General features: G+C 44.0%; 28 protein-coding genes. 1 reads left to right on the forward strand and 27 read right to left on the reverse strand.

The features are described from left to right. Positions 1-99 precede the first annotated feature (99 nt). The 7 genes from H525_RS0112320 to H525_RS0112350 form a co-directional block, all read right to left on the reverse strand. Positions 100-1,173: a ParA family protein gene (locus tag H525_RS0112320; protein ID WP_027416472.1), complete on the reverse strand. Its 1,074-nt coding sequence runs from the start codon at positions 1,171-1,173 to the stop codon at positions 100-102. A 166-nt stretch (positions 1,174-1,339) separates the two neighbouring features. After that, entirely contained in the window at positions 1,340-2,002 is a 663-nt protein-coding gene (locus tag H525_RS23860; RefSeq protein ID WP_051330999.1) for a helix-turn-helix domain-containing protein, read from the reverse strand. Between the two features lie 15 nt (positions 2,003-2,017). Next, positions 2,018-2,245 carry a hypothetical protein gene (locus H525_RS0112330; RefSeq protein ID WP_027416473.1) on the reverse strand — a complete coding sequence of 76 codons (228 nt, stop codon included), beginning with the start codon at positions 2,243-2,245 and terminating at the stop codon, positions 2,018-2,020. Between the two features lie 57 nt (positions 2,246-2,302). Further along, on the reverse strand, positions 2,303-2,530 hold the full coding sequence (locus H525_RS0112335) for a hypothetical protein (RefSeq protein WP_027416474.1): 228 nt from the start codon (positions 2,528-2,530) through the stop codon (positions 2,303-2,305). A gap of 172 nt (positions 2,531-2,702) precedes the next feature. Then, entirely contained in the window at positions 2,703-3,854 is a 1,152-nt protein-coding gene (locus H525_RS0112340) for a radical SAM protein (RefSeq protein ID WP_027416475.1), read from the reverse strand. 78 nt (positions 3,855-3,932) lie between these two features. Next, complete coding sequence (locus H525_RS0112345) at positions 3,933-4,217, reverse strand: ead/Ea22-like family protein (RefSeq protein WP_162142497.1); 285 nt, start codon at positions 4,215-4,217, stop codon at positions 3,933-3,935. Between the two features lie 23 nt (positions 4,218-4,240). Then, on the reverse strand, positions 4,241-4,492 hold the full coding sequence (locus H525_RS0112350; RefSeq protein ID WP_027416477.1) for a hypothetical protein: 252 nt from the start codon (positions 4,490-4,492) through the stop codon (positions 4,241-4,243). A gap of 360 nt (positions 4,493-4,852) precedes the next feature. On the opposite strand from H525_RS0112350, the gene H525_RS0112360 reads away from it, so the two are divergent. Next, the gene (locus tag H525_RS0112360; protein ID WP_027416478.1) at positions 4,853-5,038 is read left to right on the forward strand and encodes a hypothetical protein; all 186 of its coding nucleotides are present in this window, start codon (positions 4,853-4,855) and stop codon (positions 5,036-5,038) included. 45 nt (positions 5,039-5,083) lie between these two features. Here H525_RS0112360 and H525_RS25625 read toward each other — a convergent pair whose 3' ends face one another. The 20 genes from H525_RS25625 to H525_RS25640 form a co-directional block, all read right to left on the reverse strand. Further along, the gene (locus H525_RS25625) at positions 5,084-5,533 is read right to left on the reverse strand and encodes a YopX family protein (RefSeq protein WP_051331000.1); all 450 of its coding nucleotides are present in this window, start codon (positions 5,531-5,533) and stop codon (positions 5,084-5,086) included. Between the two features lie 90 nt (positions 5,534-5,623). Beyond that, positions 5,624-6,238, reverse strand: coding sequence for a dUTP diphosphatase (locus H525_RS0112370; RefSeq protein WP_027416479.1), 615 nt, complete (start codon positions 6,236-6,238; stop codon positions 5,624-5,626). An 81-nt stretch (positions 6,239-6,319) separates the two neighbouring features. After that, positions 6,320-6,514, reverse strand: a complete 195-nt coding sequence (locus H525_RS0112375) for a hypothetical protein (RefSeq protein ID WP_155837250.1) — start codon at positions 6,512-6,514, stop codon at positions 6,320-6,322. A 65-nt stretch (positions 6,515-6,579) separates the two neighbouring features. Next, entirely contained in the window at positions 6,580-8,058 is a 1,479-nt protein-coding gene (locus H525_RS0112380; protein ID WP_027416481.1) for a DNA cytosine methyltransferase, read from the reverse strand. Between the two features lie 14 nt (positions 8,059-8,072). Then, positions 8,073-9,023, reverse strand: coding sequence for an adenine nucleotide alpha hydrolase family protein (locus H525_RS0112385; protein ID WP_245590478.1), 951 nt, complete (start codon positions 9,021-9,023; stop codon positions 8,073-8,075). Beyond that, positions 8,986-9,660 carry a hypothetical protein gene (locus H525_RS0112390; protein ID WP_027416483.1) on the reverse strand — a complete coding sequence of 225 codons (675 nt, stop codon included), beginning with the start codon at positions 9,658-9,660 and terminating at the stop codon, positions 8,986-8,988. Before H525_RS0112390 ends, H525_RS0112385 begins: the two co-directional genes overlap by 38 nt. A gap of 20 nt (positions 9,661-9,680) precedes the next feature. Beyond that, positions 9,681-10,121 carry a RusA family crossover junction endodeoxyribonuclease gene (locus tag H525_RS0112395; protein WP_027416484.1) on the reverse strand — a complete coding sequence of 147 codons (441 nt, stop codon included), beginning with the start codon at positions 10,119-10,121 and terminating at the stop codon, positions 9,681-9,683. A 4-nt stretch (positions 10,122-10,125) separates the two neighbouring features. Next, the gene (locus tag H525_RS25630) at positions 10,126-10,542 is read right to left on the reverse strand and encodes a zinc-finger domain-containing protein (RefSeq protein ID WP_211237006.1); all 417 of its coding nucleotides are present in this window, start codon (positions 10,540-10,542) and stop codon (positions 10,126-10,128) included. Between the two features lie 120 nt (positions 10,543-10,662). Continuing rightward, complete coding sequence (locus H525_RS0112405; RefSeq protein WP_027416485.1) at positions 10,663-11,079, reverse strand: BC1872 family protein; 417 nt, start codon at positions 11,077-11,079, stop codon at positions 10,663-10,665. Continuing rightward, entirely contained in the window at positions 11,079-11,246 is a 168-nt protein-coding gene (locus H525_RS27325; RefSeq protein WP_155837252.1) for a hypothetical protein, read from the reverse strand. Before H525_RS27325 ends, H525_RS0112405 begins: the two co-directional genes overlap by 1 nt. Continuing rightward, a complete protein-coding gene (locus tag H525_RS27330; protein ID WP_155837253.1) occupies positions 11,243-11,410 on the reverse strand; it encodes a hypothetical protein in 168 nt (55 codons plus the stop codon). The genes H525_RS27325 and H525_RS27330 overlap by 4 nt, the downstream gene beginning before the upstream one ends. Continuing rightward, positions 11,410-12,147, reverse strand: coding sequence for an ATP-binding protein (locus H525_RS0112420; protein WP_245590479.1), 738 nt, complete (start codon positions 12,145-12,147; stop codon positions 11,410-11,412). The genes H525_RS27330 and H525_RS0112420 overlap by 1 nt, the downstream gene beginning before the upstream one ends. Continuing rightward, positions 12,101-12,994 (reverse strand): DnaD domain protein, encoded by an 894-nt coding sequence (locus H525_RS23880; RefSeq protein ID WP_051331002.1) that lies wholly within the window; start codon positions 12,992-12,994, stop codon positions 12,101-12,103. Before H525_RS23880 ends, H525_RS0112420 begins: the two co-directional genes overlap by 47 nt. After that, complete coding sequence (locus H525_RS25635) at positions 12,991-13,440, reverse strand: HNH endonuclease (protein ID WP_051331003.1); 450 nt, start codon at positions 13,438-13,440, stop codon at positions 12,991-12,993. The genes H525_RS23880 and H525_RS25635 overlap by 4 nt, the downstream gene beginning before the upstream one ends. 13 nt (positions 13,441-13,453) lie before the next feature. Next, positions 13,454-13,606 carry a DUF6906 family protein gene (locus tag H525_RS29545; protein WP_425387693.1) on the reverse strand — a complete coding sequence of 51 codons (153 nt, stop codon included), beginning with the start codon at positions 13,604-13,606 and terminating at the stop codon, positions 13,454-13,456. A gap of 56 nt (positions 13,607-13,662) precedes the next feature. Then, positions 13,663-13,896, reverse strand: a complete 234-nt coding sequence (locus H525_RS0112440) for a hypothetical protein (protein WP_027416487.1) — start codon at positions 13,894-13,896, stop codon at positions 13,663-13,665. 68 nt (positions 13,897-13,964) lie between these two features. Then, positions 13,965-14,876, reverse strand: a complete 912-nt coding sequence (recT, locus tag H525_RS23890; RefSeq protein WP_035100920.1) for a recombination protein RecT — start codon at positions 14,874-14,876, stop codon at positions 13,965-13,967. 11 nt (positions 14,877-14,887) lie between these two features. After that, the gene (locus H525_RS23895) at positions 14,888-15,841 is read right to left on the reverse strand and encodes a YqaJ viral recombinase family nuclease (protein ID WP_051331004.1); all 954 of its coding nucleotides are present in this window, start codon (positions 15,839-15,841) and stop codon (positions 14,888-14,890) included. Between the two features lie 124 nt (positions 15,842-15,965). Next, the gene (locus tag H525_RS29015; protein WP_281172618.1) at positions 15,966-16,100 is read right to left on the reverse strand and encodes a hypothetical protein; all 135 of its coding nucleotides are present in this window, start codon (positions 16,098-16,100) and stop codon (positions 15,966-15,968) included. 88 nt (positions 16,101-16,188) lie between these two features. Further along, entirely contained in the window at positions 16,189-17,733 is a 1,545-nt protein-coding gene (locus H525_RS25640) for a hypothetical protein (RefSeq protein ID WP_027416488.1), read from the reverse strand. Positions 17,734-17,741: the final 8 nt, after the last annotated feature.

Raw genomic sequence — 17,741 nt, forward strand, 5'->3', positions numbered from 1 at the left:
TGTAAAGTAAAGTCTACTTTGTAAAGTAAAGTCTAACATGTAAAGTGAAGCGTTACTACACACAGCTTTAAGGCAAAAGAAAAAGCACCGTAATAGGTGCTAATCCAGTAATTTAAAAAGGTAATCTAGCTCTCTTTTATATCTTTCCACACTTTTATTAACTTGAAGTCTCTTCTTCTCCACTGTATGGAATTTTCTTGCCTCTAATTTATCAATAGGTATACCTAATGACCCACTTATTTTACCAGAACTCTGGAAATCTGAAAGTAACGAAAAATGATCAATTGGATTATCGGTACTGAAACATTCTACATAATTATTAGCAATTTCCACAGCTCTTTCAATAAACATCAAAGAAGTACCGTCAATTTGATGCTCAGCTTGTCTGTTCCAACCACAATGAGTAAGCGCAATTGCTTGGATTTTGGGTTTTTTATCAATTCCAGCTCGTTGTCTCCACATATTGAAATCACTACTATCATCATGCAGCATTTTTAAAGTAAGCTCCAGCGCGAATAGAGATTGCTCGTCTACCCTAACAGGGATTATTAATGCATCGGCTGCCATCCATGCTAAATGAGTGGCACCACCAAAAAATGGACTGGAATCTATTAATACTTTCTCGGTTTTTAAATCATTAGTCTCATTTTTGATAATCAAATCCAAAGAATTTAATAGATTTCCTACAGCTTTTGTTTTTTGTAGTCCGCCCATAGCATAAAATTGATTCAATTGAGTATAAAGTGTACTAGGAAATAAAAAAAGTTCATTACTCCCTGGTATTACGTGTGATATTTTCCTGCCATCAAATTCTCGATTAGTGTCTTTAACTCTTCTAGAAAGAGGCTCCATTTCTTCCGAGGCATCTTTCCAAGCAACGCCCATAATCCGATCTAATAGGGCATCATAAATGGTCGGCTTTGCATTATTTACATCTTTATCCAATAACAATTCCGAAAAATTTCTCTGTGGGCAAACGTCTACTAATAGTGTTCGGTAATTCATAGTGAACTTGTATGCAATGTTAAAAGAAAGTGTTGTTTTGCCGATCCCTCCTCGAAAATTAGTCATAACAAAAGTTTTAAAATCGCGACCATTGTTCAACGGAGAATCGTAAGTATTTCCAGAAAGAATAGAATCATAACGCCTTAAAACTGCTTCAATATTCGCCATCCTGCCCTCACCGCCTAGATCTTAATTTATTTACATTATACGAAACGCGCAGGCGAAGCACAAGTAAGCAGGTTAGTTTATTTTTTGCAGGTTAATATTATTATTGAAGCACATAGCTGGTTGCTTGCCCTCAGCATATCCCTTTCAAAGTGCAAAAAGCCCACCACTATGCCGGCAGGCCTTCCCTCATCTCATCCTCATACATATTCCAGGCTAAGTTCCGTATCATTGACCGCTTAATCTCATGCACCGTTTGACGGCTCACATCCAGCTGCTGGGCAATGGCAAACAACTTCTCCCCATCCATCAACCCTTCTGCCACTGCCCGCTCCCTTTCATCACGCAATGAGGCAACTGCTTCCTCTAGCTTCTTCACCTTACGCTCATATCGCTTCATGCGTTCCCAATTTCTCAATAACTTCTGTGCTTCCCGATAGGTCACATCCGAATTAACGCCCTTCGCCTTTGGCAGGGATGATTCGATGCCATACCGTGCCGTTCCAGCGCCCAGAATGTTCTCCCATACCTCTCTCGGATACTTCTTCTCATGTTCATCCCAACTCTGTAGCGCTTGAACCTTCTCGGCCATCCAGCGGTAATCCCTCAAATCTTGCTCCACACGCTGCACAGCCTCTAATGCTGGTTCCAAATCAAGAAACGCCATCTGCCCATCATGGTCTTTCAATTGGCTTGTCTGGTACTCGTCCCACTGAGGGCAGCTCTCTACCTTTCCGATATGCACGTCATGAATCCGGCACATGCTTGATTTTCCCCATTGTGAACCTGGACACTTTGCACAAACCTTTTCTAAAAAATATTGATTATCCATGACCTGCTCCTCCTTTTAATATCGTATCTGCCTAATCGCTCCACCACGTCCCCGCCTATACGCCCGTACACGCATCAATTGTTCGAAGTTGATACATTCTTCCTCCGGTTTACTTCTCGCCTTCTCACGGCGATTCTGTGGCTTCTGCGGCACGGCTTTTCGCATCTGCTTCTCTATCTCTTTGCCGATGATGTCCCGAAATTGCATTTCACTCACCTCACTTTGCAAAATAAAAAAGGACACCGAAACTACACCCTATTAGGTGTGTTCAGTGTCCTCCGGTACTCGGTCAGACTCTCTCTATTTATTTCTTTTGCGTTCCTGCCGGTTCGGTACCCGGGCCTTTATGCTAAAGTCAAAACCTACTATCTCCCCATCCACCACCGTGGCTTCCATCCGGCCAAAGCGGGGAAATTCAACCTGATAGAGTACGCCGCCGGCTACCAGATAGAGCTTATCTTCCCCGGACAAATCTATCGTTGCATTCTGACTCTCTATGTTACTTGTAATTTCCTTGAGTTCTGCCATATACCATATCTCCCCCTGCTCATGATAGAATATATGTGTGTATATCTAAGCAAGGGATCCCCTCACCGGTTAGCGGCCAGGAGAGGGGGATTTTTATTTCAGCGCTTCTACCGCTTTTCTGATGCAGGTCTCATATGCTTGTATTATAGATATCTGGTCCAGAAGGTATAACCTAAAACAATGTTAACTGCCGTTGTTTACCAAGAGCTGATTGATACCTGTCGAAATCGAAGAAATTCCTTACATTGCGAAAAGCTTTGCCATTGACCCAATCACGAAACGGCTGTACATGTGGCGACTGCTTGTTCCCACGACCGTCTACACCGACCTTTCCGTTTAAATCACGAAACATCATTGCGTATACGTTGGCATCGTATTGCTGGAGAAGCCAGAATCGTTCAAGGTCTTCTTCCAGCGTTGTGTCATAACCGATCAGCATGTAAAAAGTAACTTTTCGTTTTCGGATCCCAAACTCGGACAGGAGTCGAAGTTTCTCAGGTACAACACGCATCATGTCGAAGCTCACTTTAACCTTGTTGTCCTTTAATTCTTCAATCCTCATCATGTCTGCTGGTATATGCTTTAACGATGAATAGGTAGGATAGTTCTCATCCTTCTCGATCACCTTATGCTTGAACATCTGATCAAAGGCAAAATGAAGCGTTCTTTCTGTCTTGGCGAAGTTGTAAAAATCAACACTCGAAATAGCTTCAGCATGCCTGGGAGTTAGGATCGTAATATCGTTGGCTTGATTCCAATTTACCGTAAGCTTACGCTGACGGATTTCTTCAACGTCCTCAAAAAATCCGATATCGGCAAAGGAATTGTTGTTCAGCAGAACAATATGATTTGACTTTGGATTGATCAAACGCTCAATGTGTGAGACTCTGTGCTCCTTCAATCCTTCTTTCCGCCACACCATACAGAATCCGCATCCAACGTGACACCCTCTGACCGTATAGCCGATCCCGTAGTCAATGCCGTACAAATCGTATGTCCATCTTGGGTCCATAGATTCAATCTCTTTGGGCAGACTGTGAACATTATTGGGATATTCATCCCACCCCGATCCGCCAATAATAATCTCGTCAGCTAACTGCTCCCACAATGGCAACATTCGTTTAATGGCTTGTCTTGACCAACTGAAAATCGTGGATACATAAAGCCGATCGACACGCTCCCCATTGTACGGATAAAAAATCTCATCACCCTGCATTTTGTGGTATCCGTAAATTTTTCCGCATGCTAAGTTCGGGAAACGATCAAACTTACCATGGCCCATTTTTTCTTTTTTGGTGTCAATGTCCAGAATCCCGACACGCATTCTTTCACCTCGCATGATTATTTATATGTCTGTATAAAAATTCACTATCATATGCTTGGCTATACGAATCCAATGAGATCAATCTTTCAACCTCATCCAGTATTCCCAATCGTTCGATGTAGCGACGATATCGGACAGAGCGCTCCTCACCCTTTCGACCTCATCCAGTAGCCGGCGAATATCTTCTGGTGCGTGAGCGATAAACTCTGCGTCATTCCTATCGACTATGATATGTCCGAAATCATCCCATTCCTCATCACAAAGATAATATGAGTATTCATCACATTTGGACGGTATTCTCCACGGCCCCGGTGTAGCAGCTGCCAAACGATCCCGTATTTCTTTCAGTTCTTGTTCAGTCATTTCATCGTCGTCCTTTCCGAACACTAATCTTCCTTCCAAAAAGCAATAGCCGGGAACTCAGTAACATCTTTCATCCATTCACATACAGTTGTAGTGATTCCGCCTTCAAGACGAACCTCTTTATCCATAGGAAATTCTCTTATTTCATAGTCTCGAAAGTCTTCATCGCTTATGCCCGCTTCATTCTTGTGCCATTCCACGACGGATTTTTCGTCATATCCAACAACAACTTCATACCGATCAGGACCGATTGCAAAAGCTTTTAACTCACTCATTCTCCTCATCCCCCTGTGCTTCATATTTCCTACAGCTCTGCCACTTCTTCCTGAAGTCCGTTCCCGGCCCGTTTGAATCTCCGTACAACTTGCATTTGAAATATGATCCATTCCACCGCTTCTTCCATAGATGGCGACATGTGCCACATGTTGTCCCCTCTGGCCCTTCACCGAACTGACGAACCATTTTGTTCATATGATTTGAATCTGGAATCGGTTCAAACGTAGGCATGTCCGGAAACAAATCAAGCTGTTCCATCTCTCATAAACACCCCACTTTTCATAGAACTTTCAGAAACAACGGCTATAATTGCATAGGAACAATTTCCTAAACATTACTTTTAGAATGGAGATGTAAAAATGCAAATTTCAGGATTAGGTCCCCAAATTTATCAAGGTTATAGCCAACTCAAAAATCAACAAACAAACAACAATCCTCAACTCCAACAGGTGCAAGCTGTTAGTGACCCAGATCATGATAATGATAAAGATGGCAAAGGACCAGACATTGATGGAAAAGGACAAAAGATAGATTTTCGTGCGTAAAACATTTTTCTTCTTCTCATTTGCCAGCTATTAGCTGGTCTTTTTTTATTTCTCCACTTCCAGCATTTCCAGATTCTCATAGATGTTCCCAATTACCTCAAGAACGCATTCTAAGGAGCCATCTTTTAAGTATTGCTGGATCGGGAAAGTACACCCTCTTATCAAAACAGAATCGGATTTAATGACTTTAACGCCGAATTTAGCACAGTTTTCAACCCATCTCACTTCATACAAAACATTATCTTTTTGGCATAAATCACCTTCGTAAATCAGTTTGCCGTTCCGATCCTTTAGACCGGTGTATTGCATGAGTTCGCACCTTTCAAACGGACAATCTGCGTTTGGTGGTTCCCTTAAGAGTTCAAATATTTCCGCATCATCTTTACAATTCGTCGTATCATAATACTGGATAAACCTATCGAAAAGATTTATAGCTGCGACATTGACCATCTTCTTTTCATCATGTAGCCAAGCTTGATACTTAATCTCCCTCATGCTATCCCTCCTTTCTCCCGCCACTCTGCCAATAGATTTGTCACTTCATATACAGTTGAACCAATTTGTCCGTACATCCTTTTCACCGCCTTAGTATCCAGATTCTTGCCGGGTGTGATTTACTTTGTTTTTCTCAAAATAAGCTTGTTCAATTTGTTCCCAGGTGAAGCCGAGTTCTGCACCAAGTCCGATGAAACTACCTGCATAAATACTCCATGCTAATTCTTTATTGTCGTGTTCTATCACCGAATCAGCGTTTTTCATTAGCTTAATAAATCTTATCGTGATGCTACGAATATCTTTGTTTGGAGGACACGGCGTTACATCAATATCAGTCGATACACCAACTTGCAATCCAATCGAAAGGATAAAATGCAGACAATCAACGTATTCTTCAAGTAGAGGATTTTTGTCTATCACAAGGTATCCAGCACACGTTTCGCACCAATAATTTTCTTCTTTCGGTGGATTGTATCTTGAAAAACCACGTTTCGCACAATCTGGGCAACTATCTCTTTTAAATGTTCTCGGTTCCCGATCATTGCTCCAATGTTTAAATCCGCGCCACTCATTGGCGAGCTCCCCAAGCTCCGCCTGCAGAGCCAGAATTGTATTCGGCATCAAATCCTGTCCTTCCAATCCTTTTTCCTTGATGATGTGTGCATTTAGTTCCCGCTGCATTTCAAATAGTTTTGATAGATTCATGCTTTACGTCCTCCTTTAATTGGCTATTCGGATTTTATGGTGGAAATGGGTGTTTTAATTTCCAGTCTTATATTGCGTATTTTATTCGTACTGTTCATCATAGTATTTGTACTCACTTCGGGTCCGTTGACAAATCGAATTTGCCGTTTCTTCTGGATAGTAGCCTGAATAGTAGTAATCCCTGACCATATCCATGTCAATGGAATCTACGTTCCCACCACTCATCCATACATCGAAAGTGACATCTGCTTTGTAATCTTCGAATTTACGACTCATATACATATCTCCCTTCCTGCACAAAATGAATCTACTATTCACTTTGTTAACATCCATATTTCCTCCTACATTGAAAATTCCAATTGCCCGACCGCTTCCCGATATCTTTCAAAGGACAGCATGGTTCCCGCCCCGGTACACAACTCCGGCAAATTCGCCCGAACAAGGTGCTCTGCAAACGGCGGTGGTACGGCGTTTCCGCATCGCGCTACCTGCGCAGACTTCGGATAAGACTTCCCATCAGCGTCCCGGTCAATGATGTAGTTTTTCGGGAATCCCTGTGCTGCAAAGAGTTCATGAGGCTCTAGCATTCGCATACCGATATTAACGATTTGATAGTCTTGTCCGTGAATGGTTATCAGACCAAATCTATCTTTTGTAGGAACTGTATGTAGGGGTTCCCTCACATCCTGCCCGATACCGGCACCATAGTATTTCAGCAGGAACGCCCGGACTTCTCCGAGATGGTTACCGCCAGCCGTTATGGTCGGCATCGGTTTAGTTACCGGTTGTCCATCCTTACAGGTCCCGCGCAGCTTGATTAAATGGCTGGTGACTAATGCGAACCGATTAGCCGTGCTGATAGTATGCAGGGGATCTCCCGGCTCATGACCGTGTACTTCTGTATGTGATGTTTCACCGTAGTATTTTGCTATGAACGGTGTTACCATTCCCCATCCGTTTTTTGCTGTGATAGTCTTCAACGGGTCATAAATTGAGTCTGTGTAATGATGATCAGAGCCACTGTAATTAACACGGATTATAAATGGATTCGGGTTCTCCAACACAAACCGCTGAATCCCCCGCGCTATGCGTCGTAGTGTGTTCTCAGCCAGTGGTCTTTTTCTCTCAAATATGCTCGGACAAGGAAGCGACCAATCAATGATTTCCGCTGCCGTTCTCCATGGTTTCAGCTTTCCTGCCTTAACCTCTTCGCTCTTTGGGTCACCGTGTGTCGGCTTCGGCCAAACGATCGGCTGTCCGTCACAACGCGCAATCAAAAATAGTCTTTTTCGGATGGTCGGCGCACCGTAGTCACACGCTCGAAGTTCCCGACAATCTACTTCGTAGCCTTGTCGCTTCAATGCATTCACAAATGCTTGAAACGTTTTGCCCTTTTTCTTTGGGTCGGGCTGCCCGTTCTCCAGTAGCGGCCCCCATGTCTTGAATTCTTCGACATTCTCAAGCATGATGATTCGCGGCCGGACTGTCGCCGCCCATCTGACAGCTACCCACGCCAGCCCCCGTATCCCTTTCTCAACCGGCTTGCCGCCTTTAGCCTTAGAGAAGTGTTTACAATCAGGACTAAACCACGCCAGCGCAACCGGCCTGCCTCTCACTGCTTTTCGCGGATCCACATCCCACACCGACTCACAGTAGTGTTCCGTTTCCGGATGGTTCGCCTTGTGCATTGCAATGGCCGAAGGGTCATGATTGATAGCAATGTCTACGCTGCGCCCGGTTGCCATCTCAATACCGGTGCTAGCCCCGCCCCCGCCGGCGAAGTTATCTACGATGATTTCTCTGACTGCTTTCCTCTTCATTGTTCCTCCTCCCGCTAAACTCCGCACATTCCTTCACATTCGTTATCAAAAAGATCTATAGTTATCTGGTTTTCATGCAGATAGACTTCGTCCAATGGCTGGCAAGAACCGTGAAGATAAGGTTTACCTTTAAGTCTGTGTAATTTTTTTATCGCTCTGTCCATCTCAACCGCTTCTTCCCAAGCCTCTTTATCGTTTAATTTCATATCCAACCACAAAGCATCATTGTGGAACGGACAGCCAACGCAGGAGCTTTTAGGAGGCTGTGGATAGCCTTTTCTCTCCATCCAGGAGAGGCAATCCAACCGGTTCATTCTTTTTTCAATCAGTGGCCACCGGTGTTCAATCCATTTTTCTCGACTAGGTTTAACCCGTTGAATTTCATCTGTGCTTATTCCCATCCAAAGTGTTACCTTCTCTTTAATCCGCTGGCGAGGTTTATACCCAAGTAACTCTCGTATTTTTTTCTGTATAGGACGAATCTTATATTCTGCTGTACATTGCCGTTTCGCCATCCCTCTAGTACCGTCTTTATTGATTAAGTGGAACGGCAGATTCGTAAATCCCGCTTTACCAGTTTTACTTTCAGAATTTATGGCGAAGAGTAGATCATCTTTGATGTTTTTCTCCTGCGTAACAATAACTTTTATCCCGAACTTAGCAGCTTCTTTTTTTAGCCATTCGAGGTGTTGATACACTTTCTTTGGTTCCCAACCCGTATCAGCGAAGATGGCGTAATCTGGCTTTGGAGTGATTTCTCCATGTGCGGCCATAAGCAGCATAGTCGTTGATTGAACTCCGGCCCCTAAACTGATGATGTTCATTGCTTTCCTCCCTCCTCCCGCTTCTTCCGGCATCCCGGACCAATATAATCCACCCACCAGCGCCCGGGAGGACGCCGGTAGGCAACCGATTATTTCAACACTCTTACGCAGCTCCATTTTGCTGCTCTTCTTCGCCTTCATCCTTGCCTTCCGACTCGTTTGCCTCAGGCTTATCCTCTGCTTCAGCTATTGTTTTACCCTCCTGCTTCGGCTGCTCTTTATCTTGTCTCCATTCATCCCACTTCATAGCCAACGGAGCGATACGCTTCCGGTATTCGTCCACCAGCTCCACAATCTTGCCGGATGATATTTCTAACTCGGAAGCCAGCTTCATGTACGTTTCGCCTTCCAGACGGCGCTTCACGATATTGGCAAAGTCATATGGCAGATCGTCAAAACTCGGAGCCAAGCCACTCAAAATGAATTCATCGATGATTTCGCGTTCAGCTTGTTCTTTCTCTTCAACCGTGGGGATTTTCTCCTTCGGAAGACCAAGATCAACTTCCAACTGTTCTCCTTCCGGCTTTACTTCATGTACGACGCCCTTGTCATCTACCTTGTAGGTTTTTAATGGTTCATTGGTTTGAGCGTTTAGCACAACGTTGTAGTTCACAATAAGCGATTCCAACGCCACATCTACCCGGCAACCAATCATTTCAGATAGAGAATCGAGTTTCCCTTTCAGCTCATCGCTGGGAACAACCAGCAAGATTTCTTTCTCCCCGTTCGGCTTTAGATTCACTTTCTTTACAAGTCCCTTCAACTCGATATATGGCATCTTTCATTTCTCCTCTCGTTTTAGATAATTGATAACTGCTGCGCTTGTTCCTCAAGTTCCTGAACCTTCACTTCAATCCGTGGCCGCTGGCTGTAGAACTTGGCGACTGTCACGCTCACGATCTGACTGTCGTCTTTCCAGATGACCTTATTCAATGCGTCCTTGATTCCCTTGACGTAATTGTCCGCATCCGGCTTTGTTGTCGGCCGTATCTGCCCGGCTTCTGCAGCAGCTGTTTTCTTCTTGCTGAATGATTTCGGGATTGGCCGATACACATTGACAACCATCACCAACGGCCCTTCTAACAATGCTGCTGGAGCGTGTTCGGATGCTACCAGTCTGACGTAGTCTTTATAGTCCCGGGACTTTGCCGGGTCGTACATCCGGACATGGCCGTTTATCGTTGATGCCCGGGGTCTGCCTTGTGCTATGGGTTCGCCATAGACTGTGAATTGGATCATCCTCTCACCCCGCTATCAGCCCTTGTTTACGCCATCTTGCCTTCCGTTTCTGGAATCCTGACCGCGATATTCCGTGAAGCTTGGCGATTTCATGATCCAGAAGCCCCTGCTTTTTCTTTGCCTGGTATTCTTCTACAGTCAAATCGACATATACCACAGGATGTCCTGCCGATTTTTTTTCCTTTTCCGATGAGCTAACAAGCATGGTACCGAGGGCTCTCATTTGTATCCCGATCGGGCATTCATTGATGCAGTATTTTTGCAGATTCTGATTAGCCTCGTCCCAGGCACGGCCTTTTGTTCCTTTTATCGCTTGCTTCTTCGTTTCGCACATTGCACAATGATCGTCTAGTAACCCACATATCTGCAGCCGAACCGCTTTTTTCTCCTCTCTTGTCAACTCTATTTCCTCCCGTTCCAACTCGGCCGACCACCGCCGACCTTGTATGAATTCACATGGCTAACTGCGCTGGTATCCCGGGCCCAATCCGCGATTTTCTTCGGGATGATGACAGGTGCTGGACCGTGGCGTTTTTTCTGTTCACTCAACAGCTTCACCTTCCCAGCCGACTGCTTTCAACGCCGCCAAACATATTGCTAGTTCAGGCGTTTTCGCTCGTACCCCTTCGTCCCGAGATAATGAACCTCTATCAATCGGATGAAAACATGCGTAATGAGGAACTTTTTTGTGCATATTTCGTCCAAAGTCATCGCATTGATATACATGTGTATTTCTTAACCTCTCAACCACTTGCCAAGCAGCTGCTATATTGGTTGATGGAGAAAATATATACTTCAACCATCTTTCCCTGGTGTATTCAACTACCTCTACATCGCCACCAGAAATAAAATAGTAAGTTTCAGCGGTATCGAGTTGGTTGTAAAATGTTTCTGTACATAGTTCATACCCCATTACCTTTTCAGCGATCAATGTATCAAGTTCACGCCCTGCCTTCATCACACATCATCCTCCGTTTCAATCTCCCAGCTCATATCCCGCTTGATACGAAACCCCGTAATCCGCTTGTCCAAATCCAACTTGTACAGCTGCTGCAGCATGCTTTCTAAGCAGCAGATGAGCGCTCTGACCGTTGCTTTGGCCGGAAGTAATACCCGGCAAATCATGCGATATCCCTCTCGATTCTTTCCATGGCTTCCAACATCACCTGTATTTCCTTGACCGCTTGCTCCTGCTTCCTTTGGGCCACTTCGCAGTAACAAGGTTTAACCATCACACCATAGGTCCGTTCATCCTGCACAACGCCTGTATCTCCGCATACCTGGCACATTAATTTGCCTCCCTGAGTCGGTAATTTAATTCCTTGCGACTTCCCTGTAGCAGAACGGTGTAATCCCTGCACATCTCGTAAATCCTGGAACCAATAGCTTCGTCAATCTCGCAGATTTGGTCAATGTCACGTTCGGATGAAATCATGATTGGCAAATGATTTAAGTACCGATAATTCACGATTGCAAATAGTTGTTCGAGCTGAAAAGGAGTTGGTTCTTTCCGACCTTTGAATAAATCGTCAATAAACAGGACATCCACTTTCTGCATTCGCTGCACTTTTTCATGCAGCAGGTCAAAATCATCTTTCAGCTCATTCAGCAGGTCAACCCAGGTAAAATACAGAACTCCAACGCCTTTTCGCATGAGATTGTTGGAAACAGCCATGAGAAGGTGTGTTTTCCCACATCCCGGATTGCCAAGTAGCGCTATACTGTTTTTCCGTTCATTTCGAAATCTATCAAAGTATTTGAGATAGTCTTGCGCCGTTTCATAGGCGTCAACTACACACTTGGGCCGGTTTTCCGTGATGAAATTTCGAAAGCCAAGCTTCTGAAACTCTTCGGTAATCTGGCTGGACTTAAACATCCGCTTAGTTTTCTTTTGTTCCCGGCATTCGCAGAATCTCCAGTATTCACGACCATCCTCACCGCGGACGATATAGCCCTCTTTGTCCTGGCATTTCTCGCACTCATAGGTAGGATGGTTTGTGGAGTCTTCCTGTCCGACCTTTTGCAATCGAAGTGTCTCCAGCCCCTGAAGGATATCCGCCATGCTTTTCGGTTGGCTCGCTTTCTGCCATGCTGGAGCCCAAGCTCTTTCCGGTTGTGCCATGCACTGTCCCTCCTTTTATCACGGTTAAGTTTTTGTTTCGAAAAGCTGCTTGTAATCTATCAATGTCCTCCACCGTTCTAGCGCCTTGCGATACCCAATCGTTGATCATCTTTTCAAGCAAACGAAAATTAGGAGCCTTGTCTGCAGACTTACAGCATTCCTCAATGGCTTTATAAACAAAGTCGTCTCCAAGGACCGTGATCCATTTCTCTAAGGCTGCTTGTTCTGGTAGACTCGGAAAAATACGTATCGTATTTTGATAGAGTTCATATGCCGTCATCTTTTTTTGCACAGGCGCTTTTTTTTGCTGCTTCTGCTGCTGCTTTTCTTTTTGTTTATGTTTCTGTTTATGTTTAATTAATGTGGAACACTTTACCGCATATTTTGCAGAACACTTTACCGTACGTTTTACCGTATACTTTACGGAAAATTTTGCGGTAAGCTTTGTTTTTGCTTGTTCTTTCGTTTCTGCTTCGAAAGGAATAATGCGATATTTTCCCGCTTTTTGAGTTCCCTGCTTTTTATACTCGATTCGACCTTTTTGGACCAAAGTATTTCGATACTTTTGAAGAGAACGCTCTGATATGCTCAACTTCGCCTGCAAGGTTAAATTAGCTACCGTAAACCACTCTGACCAACCACATTTGTTATTTATGGACATTAAGTGGAACCATAAACACTGCGTGGTTGCATCTAACGGGTTTGTTTCGAGCCAATTTGTGAAGGCGTTCAGTTCTTTTATGTAGTTCATGAAGTATCGTTCTCCCTTCGAAGCCTGCCATCTCTATTTAAAAATTTCATTCCTGCTTCTTCAGGGGTTTTGCTCCCTTTTTTGGAATTGCAACTTCTACACGCGACAACCAGGTTGTCCATCGTTGCTTCGCCGCCTCTTGACTCAGGATAAATATGGTCCAAGGTCAAATCGATTTTACTGTCGCAGTATCTGCATGTGTAATTGTCTCTTTCTAAAACAGCGGACCGAATATCTGGCGGAATTGTAGCTTTCGTATAAAAAGAAGCTTGAAGTTTTGTTTTCTGATTTGGATTAGTGTCCATATAACCTTCATCTTCTAATTTCCAATAGCAAAGCTGACATATTCCCCAACCAGTTCCGATAAATTTCACAAACTTTAAATAATCTAATTCAGTAGATGACTTTTCACACCAGATGCATTTGTATCGTTCTGAGTCTCCCATGGTGCAATATCCCCTACATCGGAAGCTTACGCTCCCGACCAGTCTCCCGATGCACCAGATGTAGCTTGTCCGGCAAACTCTTGGTGACCAGCCAGTTCGCCGGGTTCAGTCTCGCAAATTGTATGGCTTGCTTCTGTTTTCGTGTCGGCCTTTTACCTGCCTTCATAGATTCTTCCCCCTAATAGATTGATAGGAAGGCGCCGGAGCGCCCCCGCTTACTTGTTACTCTTCAACCTCTTCTGCGTACCAGCTATCGATTGTTTGCTTAAACATCTTCGCAATTAGTTTCATTTCCTGTGGAGAACGAGGTCTATTCGGTCCGTGCTTTCTATATGTGGCAGCGTGCTTGATAAGTGTTGCTGTTACTTCCGTAAGCTCGACCAGCTTGTTCGAAGGTAAAGTTTGCTCTGGCGCTTCACCTGTCAGGAACAGCGGCATAACGATTGTTTTATCCATGACAATCTCCTTTCGGTTTCCCTACGACATCATTTTGGACGGGCACCAGGAAGGTGCCCCTGCTTCTATTAATCAAAGTTCAACTGGTCAACTTCTTCCTGAAGCTTGTCCAGGTCGCTTTTCGGCGGCTCGTCTGGCTGTTTTTCTTCTGGTTGTGGCTCTTCGCGGATGTCTTCCGCCGTGTAATCCTCCGTTTCAATCCAGTCAACCGTTGACATATCCTGTACATTTACTTCATGTTTCACCCTACCCTCTTGCTCAACGACACGCATATCATCCACACTGATTGGAAGATACTTAAACGCTCGTCGAATGACCGTTTTCTTGGCCATTTCTTCGTAGTGGTCTTTCCAGGGGCCTGTTGGTTCGCCTTTTTTGCTATCGTATGACTTAGATTGAATCATCACCTGATCTATCTCATTTTTGGTCATTACCTCAATATAATGTCCGCCGCCGACAAACTTAGCGATCATATATACCAGCTTCATTTCGCCACGCGGACCTTCTAAATACGGTTTGTGTACTATCTTTTCTTCCAATCCATATTCGAATTCAAATGTATCTTTTTCATAGACAAGACGGGCTGCAATACTCTCGATATTCCCGGATCGCCTGGCCAGTTCAATCATTCCTTTGTAGGAAATGATGAATGTTGCTTCGAAAGATTTCAGTTTGTTTGACCAGAACGGAACGAGGTAGCAATGCCCCAGCACCCCGGGTTCAAGACCTAGCTGCGCCGATTGCATAAGTGCTGATAAAACGGAAGGAGCGCTGCATTTCATCAATGTTGGATTGGTACGTAGACAAAACGTGGCCACCCGTAGAAACTTATCCGGGTTCACATTATTACCGATAGCTTGTGCAAACTCGTTCTTTTTCGAGAGAACCAAATCTATCAACGTTTTTGGTCTCTCCTGAATCCCTTGGTCTTTTTTTACGGCCAGTTTGTTTTCCATGTTTTTTCCGGTTACACTCGCCATTTCTCTACCTCCTAATAAATCCGCAATTGTCGGTTAGCGCTCGGTTGAACAAAGTAACCTTTTTTAGTTACGACCTTCCAAGTGACTTTCTTCTCCCCGACAAAAGCTATTTCAGCGTCTTTCATTTCGGCCATAAATCGTTGCTTAATAGCCTCCATCTCCTGCTCAATCTCTTTCTTTTGTTTACCAAGCTCTTTGTATCGATTACGTTCTTCTTGCATATGATGCAACTCGATGATCGTACCGTCCGATTCCGGATAAAGTGTTTTAAGAGCCACTGCTGAATCTTCCGATCCGTCCGGCATTGGCGGTATTTTAACTCGTACATTTTCATTCCAGAAATTGCGCTCGATTTCAATGAGGTTGGCAATTACGTTATCATTCCGTGGAATCTGTTTAACATCAAATTTACGGTTTCCAATGAGATAACCGATGTAAGCCATTTGCAATCCAGTAACGGCAAGATAATGCTGCACCTGGAGATAATAGCTGTCTGGCACTTCATCCTCTTCCCATGATCCTTTAGCGAACTCATTCGCTGTTTTTAGCTCCAAAACACAAAGGCCATATTCAGGGTGATAAAAAACCCCGTCAAGATTGGCAAACATGAATCCTTGTTCTGGATGCTGGAAGATGCATTTTTCCTCCTGAACCTCGATATCAATTCCCTCATTTTCCTTCATCCATTCTGTAAATTTGCGGCGTAGATAAGGCTCTAATTCGTTCCCGATTTCAGTTGCTATATTTCCGTCAAACGGAATAGCTTCTCCAATTTTGTCCAAATAAACCGACATCGCGGATTTGTAAGGATTTACTCCACATATAGCGCCAACATCAGAACCGCCGATTCCTTTGCGCCTGGAGGACAACCATTCATCTCGTTCCATTCGCTCCGTTTCAAACAAACGTTTTGCTAAAATTTCTTGCGGCAAGTCTGGAAATTCTTCATATCGGACCGCTTCCACATCATATACCTCCCATTTAGTTTTCAAAGGCCAGCGTTGCATCTGGTGAAAACTGCGTGATACAATAAATCTGTCAAATTTACTAAAGTTGTCTGATTAACGGCCTGTTGCTGCAGGTCATTTTTTATTTCTGCTTTTTAAGACATCCATCGCAAACCGCTTTCCCCATCAATGGAGTCGCTGGGTTCTCAATACTTTTCAACACTTCTTGCAACTTGCTGCCACAATCATGACAACCACCATGTTTAACATCTTCCATATGTATTCACCTTCCTTTCAGGCTGTCTCATCAGGCCGGGTAGCCAATTTCCCGACGACCAAGCGCCACAACGGACGCTGGTTTCGACTTATACCGTTTTGATTTTTAAATCCGTAAGCCAATGACCATTTTCGTCTTTTTCAATATCTGTCGTGGTAATGAAGTACTGGAATCCATCCCCTTCGATTTCTTTCAGGAAGAGTTCCTGATTTTCAGCGTCAAGAGATTCAAAACGGTCAATGTTAATAAGCTTAAGTTCCCCGGCTGTCGCCCGAGCAATATCAAGGGCTAACTTAATCTGCCGACTAGTACTTAAATTTCGGATCGGCATATCGTCAATTGTGATCTGCATCTGTTCATTAATGCCTAATCCTTCAACCGGCATTTCGATGTTTGCTAGCAGTTCGGCTGGCTTCTGTCGGGCCAATTTAACGTAATCATCCAGTTGTTTCGCTACAGCAGCCTTGGCTTCAAACGTTATTTCCGCTTGCTTCATCTTGTCGTACAACGGAACAAAAGACTTCATACGCTCCGCCTCTTCTGCCTCTGATTGGATAGAAGTAATATCAATTTCCTGGTGTTTTTCCAGGTACTCTTTTGCTGTAGTCAAGTTTGTTTCAACCTTTTCTATTTCTAATGTTCGCTCTTTTTCTATGGCAGCGATGTTGGTCGCTTTCTGGCTCTCTAAACTATCAATCTGCACTTGAGCTCGTTCCTCTACCGAGTCAAGGTCCTTTCGCTTGAGGTCAATCATTTTTTTAAGCTCTTCAATTTGATGTTCATAATCATTGATAACCGATTGTATCTCTTGCTTTTCCTTTTCAATCCCGTCTTTTACACGCTGAACTTTAAAAGCAAAGAACTCTTCTTGCTCTTTTTTCTGCAACAAATATTTATTATTGAGAGCAGATATTCTCTGCTCATAACCTTCGATAAACTGCTGTGATTTTTCACGATTTGCGTTGATCGTCTGCCCCTCTTGAACCCTTTTGTATAAGTCACCAAGGTTGATATATCGCCATTCCTCACCGTTATAATTGTCCGGAAGTTGTTCAAAGAGAGCCTGGATTTCATTTTGGCAATCTTTCATTTCGGTATTGGCAACCGTCCGGCGATCGTAAAAATATTTTTCCGAGAGGTATGTAAGCACCTGAAGAGCATGTTGTTCCAGGTTGACTGCAGGCACTTCGCCAAACCATTCCAGCAGGTCGTTTTCCGTAACACGCATCGGTATGAGAGAAAGTAAGATTTCCGTTTGTTCTTTATCTTTCTTGTTCATGAAATCAATGGGGTTGAACGAAAATTCTCCAACAAGCGATTTAAGAAGTGTTTCTGGCTTTCTAATTTTTTCTCCGTTCCGGGTAACGTTGACCGTCCCTTTGCCATCCGGTTTAATTTTTCGCTCAACGGAAAGTCCGTTATCCAGTTCAACATACAACAGCGCTTCGCTTTCCCCGTCTCGAACAAATTTTGCCCGGCGCTCAGAGTTATTAATGGCTTTCTCTATTGATTCCAACAGACTTGTCTTTCCTTTCTCATTACCGCCAGAAATAATGTTGACTTGACCAGGGGAAAGTTCCAGTTCCTTGATACCGAGCGCATTTTTAATTTCCAATCGCTTAATAGTCGCCATATTAGTCC

Source organism: Aneurinibacillus terranovensis DSM 18919 (assembly GCF_000430625.1).
In the GTDB taxonomy this organism is placed as follows: Bacteria; Bacillota; Bacilli; order Aneurinibacillales; family Aneurinibacillaceae; genus Aneurinibacillus_B; species Aneurinibacillus_B terranovensis.

Coding starts and splice junctions, on each gene's coding strand:
- H525_RS0112350 (WP_027416477.1), bottom strand. CDS start 4,492: ATGAGTGAGTTAAAAGCTTTTGCAATCGGTCCTGATCGGTATGAAGTT.
- H525_RS0112335 (WP_027416474.1), bottom strand. CDS start 2,530: ATGGCAGAACTCAAGGAAATTACAAGTAACATAGAGAGTCAGAATGCA.
- H525_RS0112370 (WP_027416479.1), bottom strand. CDS start 6,238: ATGAATCTATCAAAACTATTTGAAATGCAGCGGGAACTAAATGCACAC.
- H525_RS0112390 (WP_027416483.1), bottom strand. CDS start 9,660: ATGCCATATATCGAGTTGAAGGGACTTGTAAAGAAAGTGAATCTAAAG.
- H525_RS27325 (WP_155837252.1), bottom strand. CDS start 11,246: ATGATTTGCCGGGTATTACTTCCGGCCAAAGCAACGGTCAGAGCGCTC.
- H525_RS23860 (WP_051330999.1), bottom strand. CDS start 2,002: ATGGATAATCAATATTTTTTAGAAAAGGTTTGTGCAAAGTGTCCAGGT.
- H525_RS0112345 (WP_162142497.1), bottom strand. CDS start 4,217: ATGACTGAACAAGAACTGAAAGAAATACGGGATCGTTTGGCAGCTGCT.
- H525_RS25625 (WP_051331000.1), bottom strand. CDS start 5,533: ATGAGGGAGATTAAGTATCAAGCTTGGCTACATGATGAAAAGAAGATG.
- H525_RS0112380 (WP_027416481.1), bottom strand. CDS start 8,058: ATGAAGAGGAAAGCAGTCAGAGAAATCATCGTAGATAACTTCGCCGGC.
- H525_RS0112340 (WP_027416475.1), bottom strand. CDS start 3,854: ATGCGTGTCGGGATTCTGGACATTGACACCAAAAAAGAAAAAATGGGC.
- H525_RS0112320 (WP_027416472.1), bottom strand. CDS start 1,173: ATGGCGAATATTGAAGCAGTTTTAAGGCGTTATGATTCTATTCTTTCT.
- H525_RS23880 (WP_051331002.1), bottom strand. CDS start 12,994: ATGAACTACATAAAAGAACTGAACGCCTTCACAAATTGGCTCGAAACA.
- H525_RS0112405 (WP_027416485.1), bottom strand. CDS start 11,079: ATGAAGGCAGGGCGTGAACTTGATACATTGATCGCTGAAAAGGTAATG.
- H525_RS0112360 (WP_027416478.1), top strand. CDS start 4,853: ATGCAAATTTCAGGATTAGGTCCCCAAATTTATCAAGGTTATAGCCAA.
- H525_RS29545 (WP_425387693.1), bottom strand. CDS start 13,606: ATGAAGGCAGGTAAAAGGCCGACACGAAAACAGAAGCAAGCCATACAA.
- H525_RS25640 (WP_027416488.1), bottom strand. CDS start 17,733: ATGGCGACTATTAAGCGATTGGAAATTAAAAATGCGCTCGGTATCAAG.
- H525_RS25635 (WP_051331003.1), bottom strand. CDS start 13,440: ATGGGAGACTCAGAACGATACAAATGCATCTGGTGTGAAAAGTCATCT.
- H525_RS0112375 (WP_155837250.1), bottom strand. CDS start 6,514: ATGAGTCGTAAATTCGAAGATTACAAAGCAGATGTCACTTTCGATGTA.
- H525_RS0112385 (WP_245590478.1), bottom strand. CDS start 9,023: ATGAAGGCGAAGAAGAGCAGCAAAATGGAGCTGCGTAAGAGTGTTGAA.
- H525_RS0112395 (WP_027416484.1), bottom strand. CDS start 10,121: ATGATCCAATTCACAGTCTATGGCGAACCCATAGCACAAGGCAGACCC.
- H525_RS0112440 (WP_027416487.1), bottom strand. CDS start 13,896: ATGGATAAAACAATCGTTATGCCGCTGTTCCTGACAGGTGAAGCGCCA.
- H525_RS29015 (WP_281172618.1), bottom strand. CDS start 16,100: ATGGAAGATGTTAAACATGGTGGTTGTCATGATTGTGGCAGCAAGTTG.
- recT (WP_035100920.1), bottom strand. CDS start 14,876: ATGGCGAGTGTAACCGGAAAAAACATGGAAAACAAACTGGCCGTAAAA.
- H525_RS27330 (WP_155837253.1), bottom strand. CDS start 11,410: ATGTGCCAGGTATGCGGAGATACAGGCGTTGTGCAGGATGAACGGACC.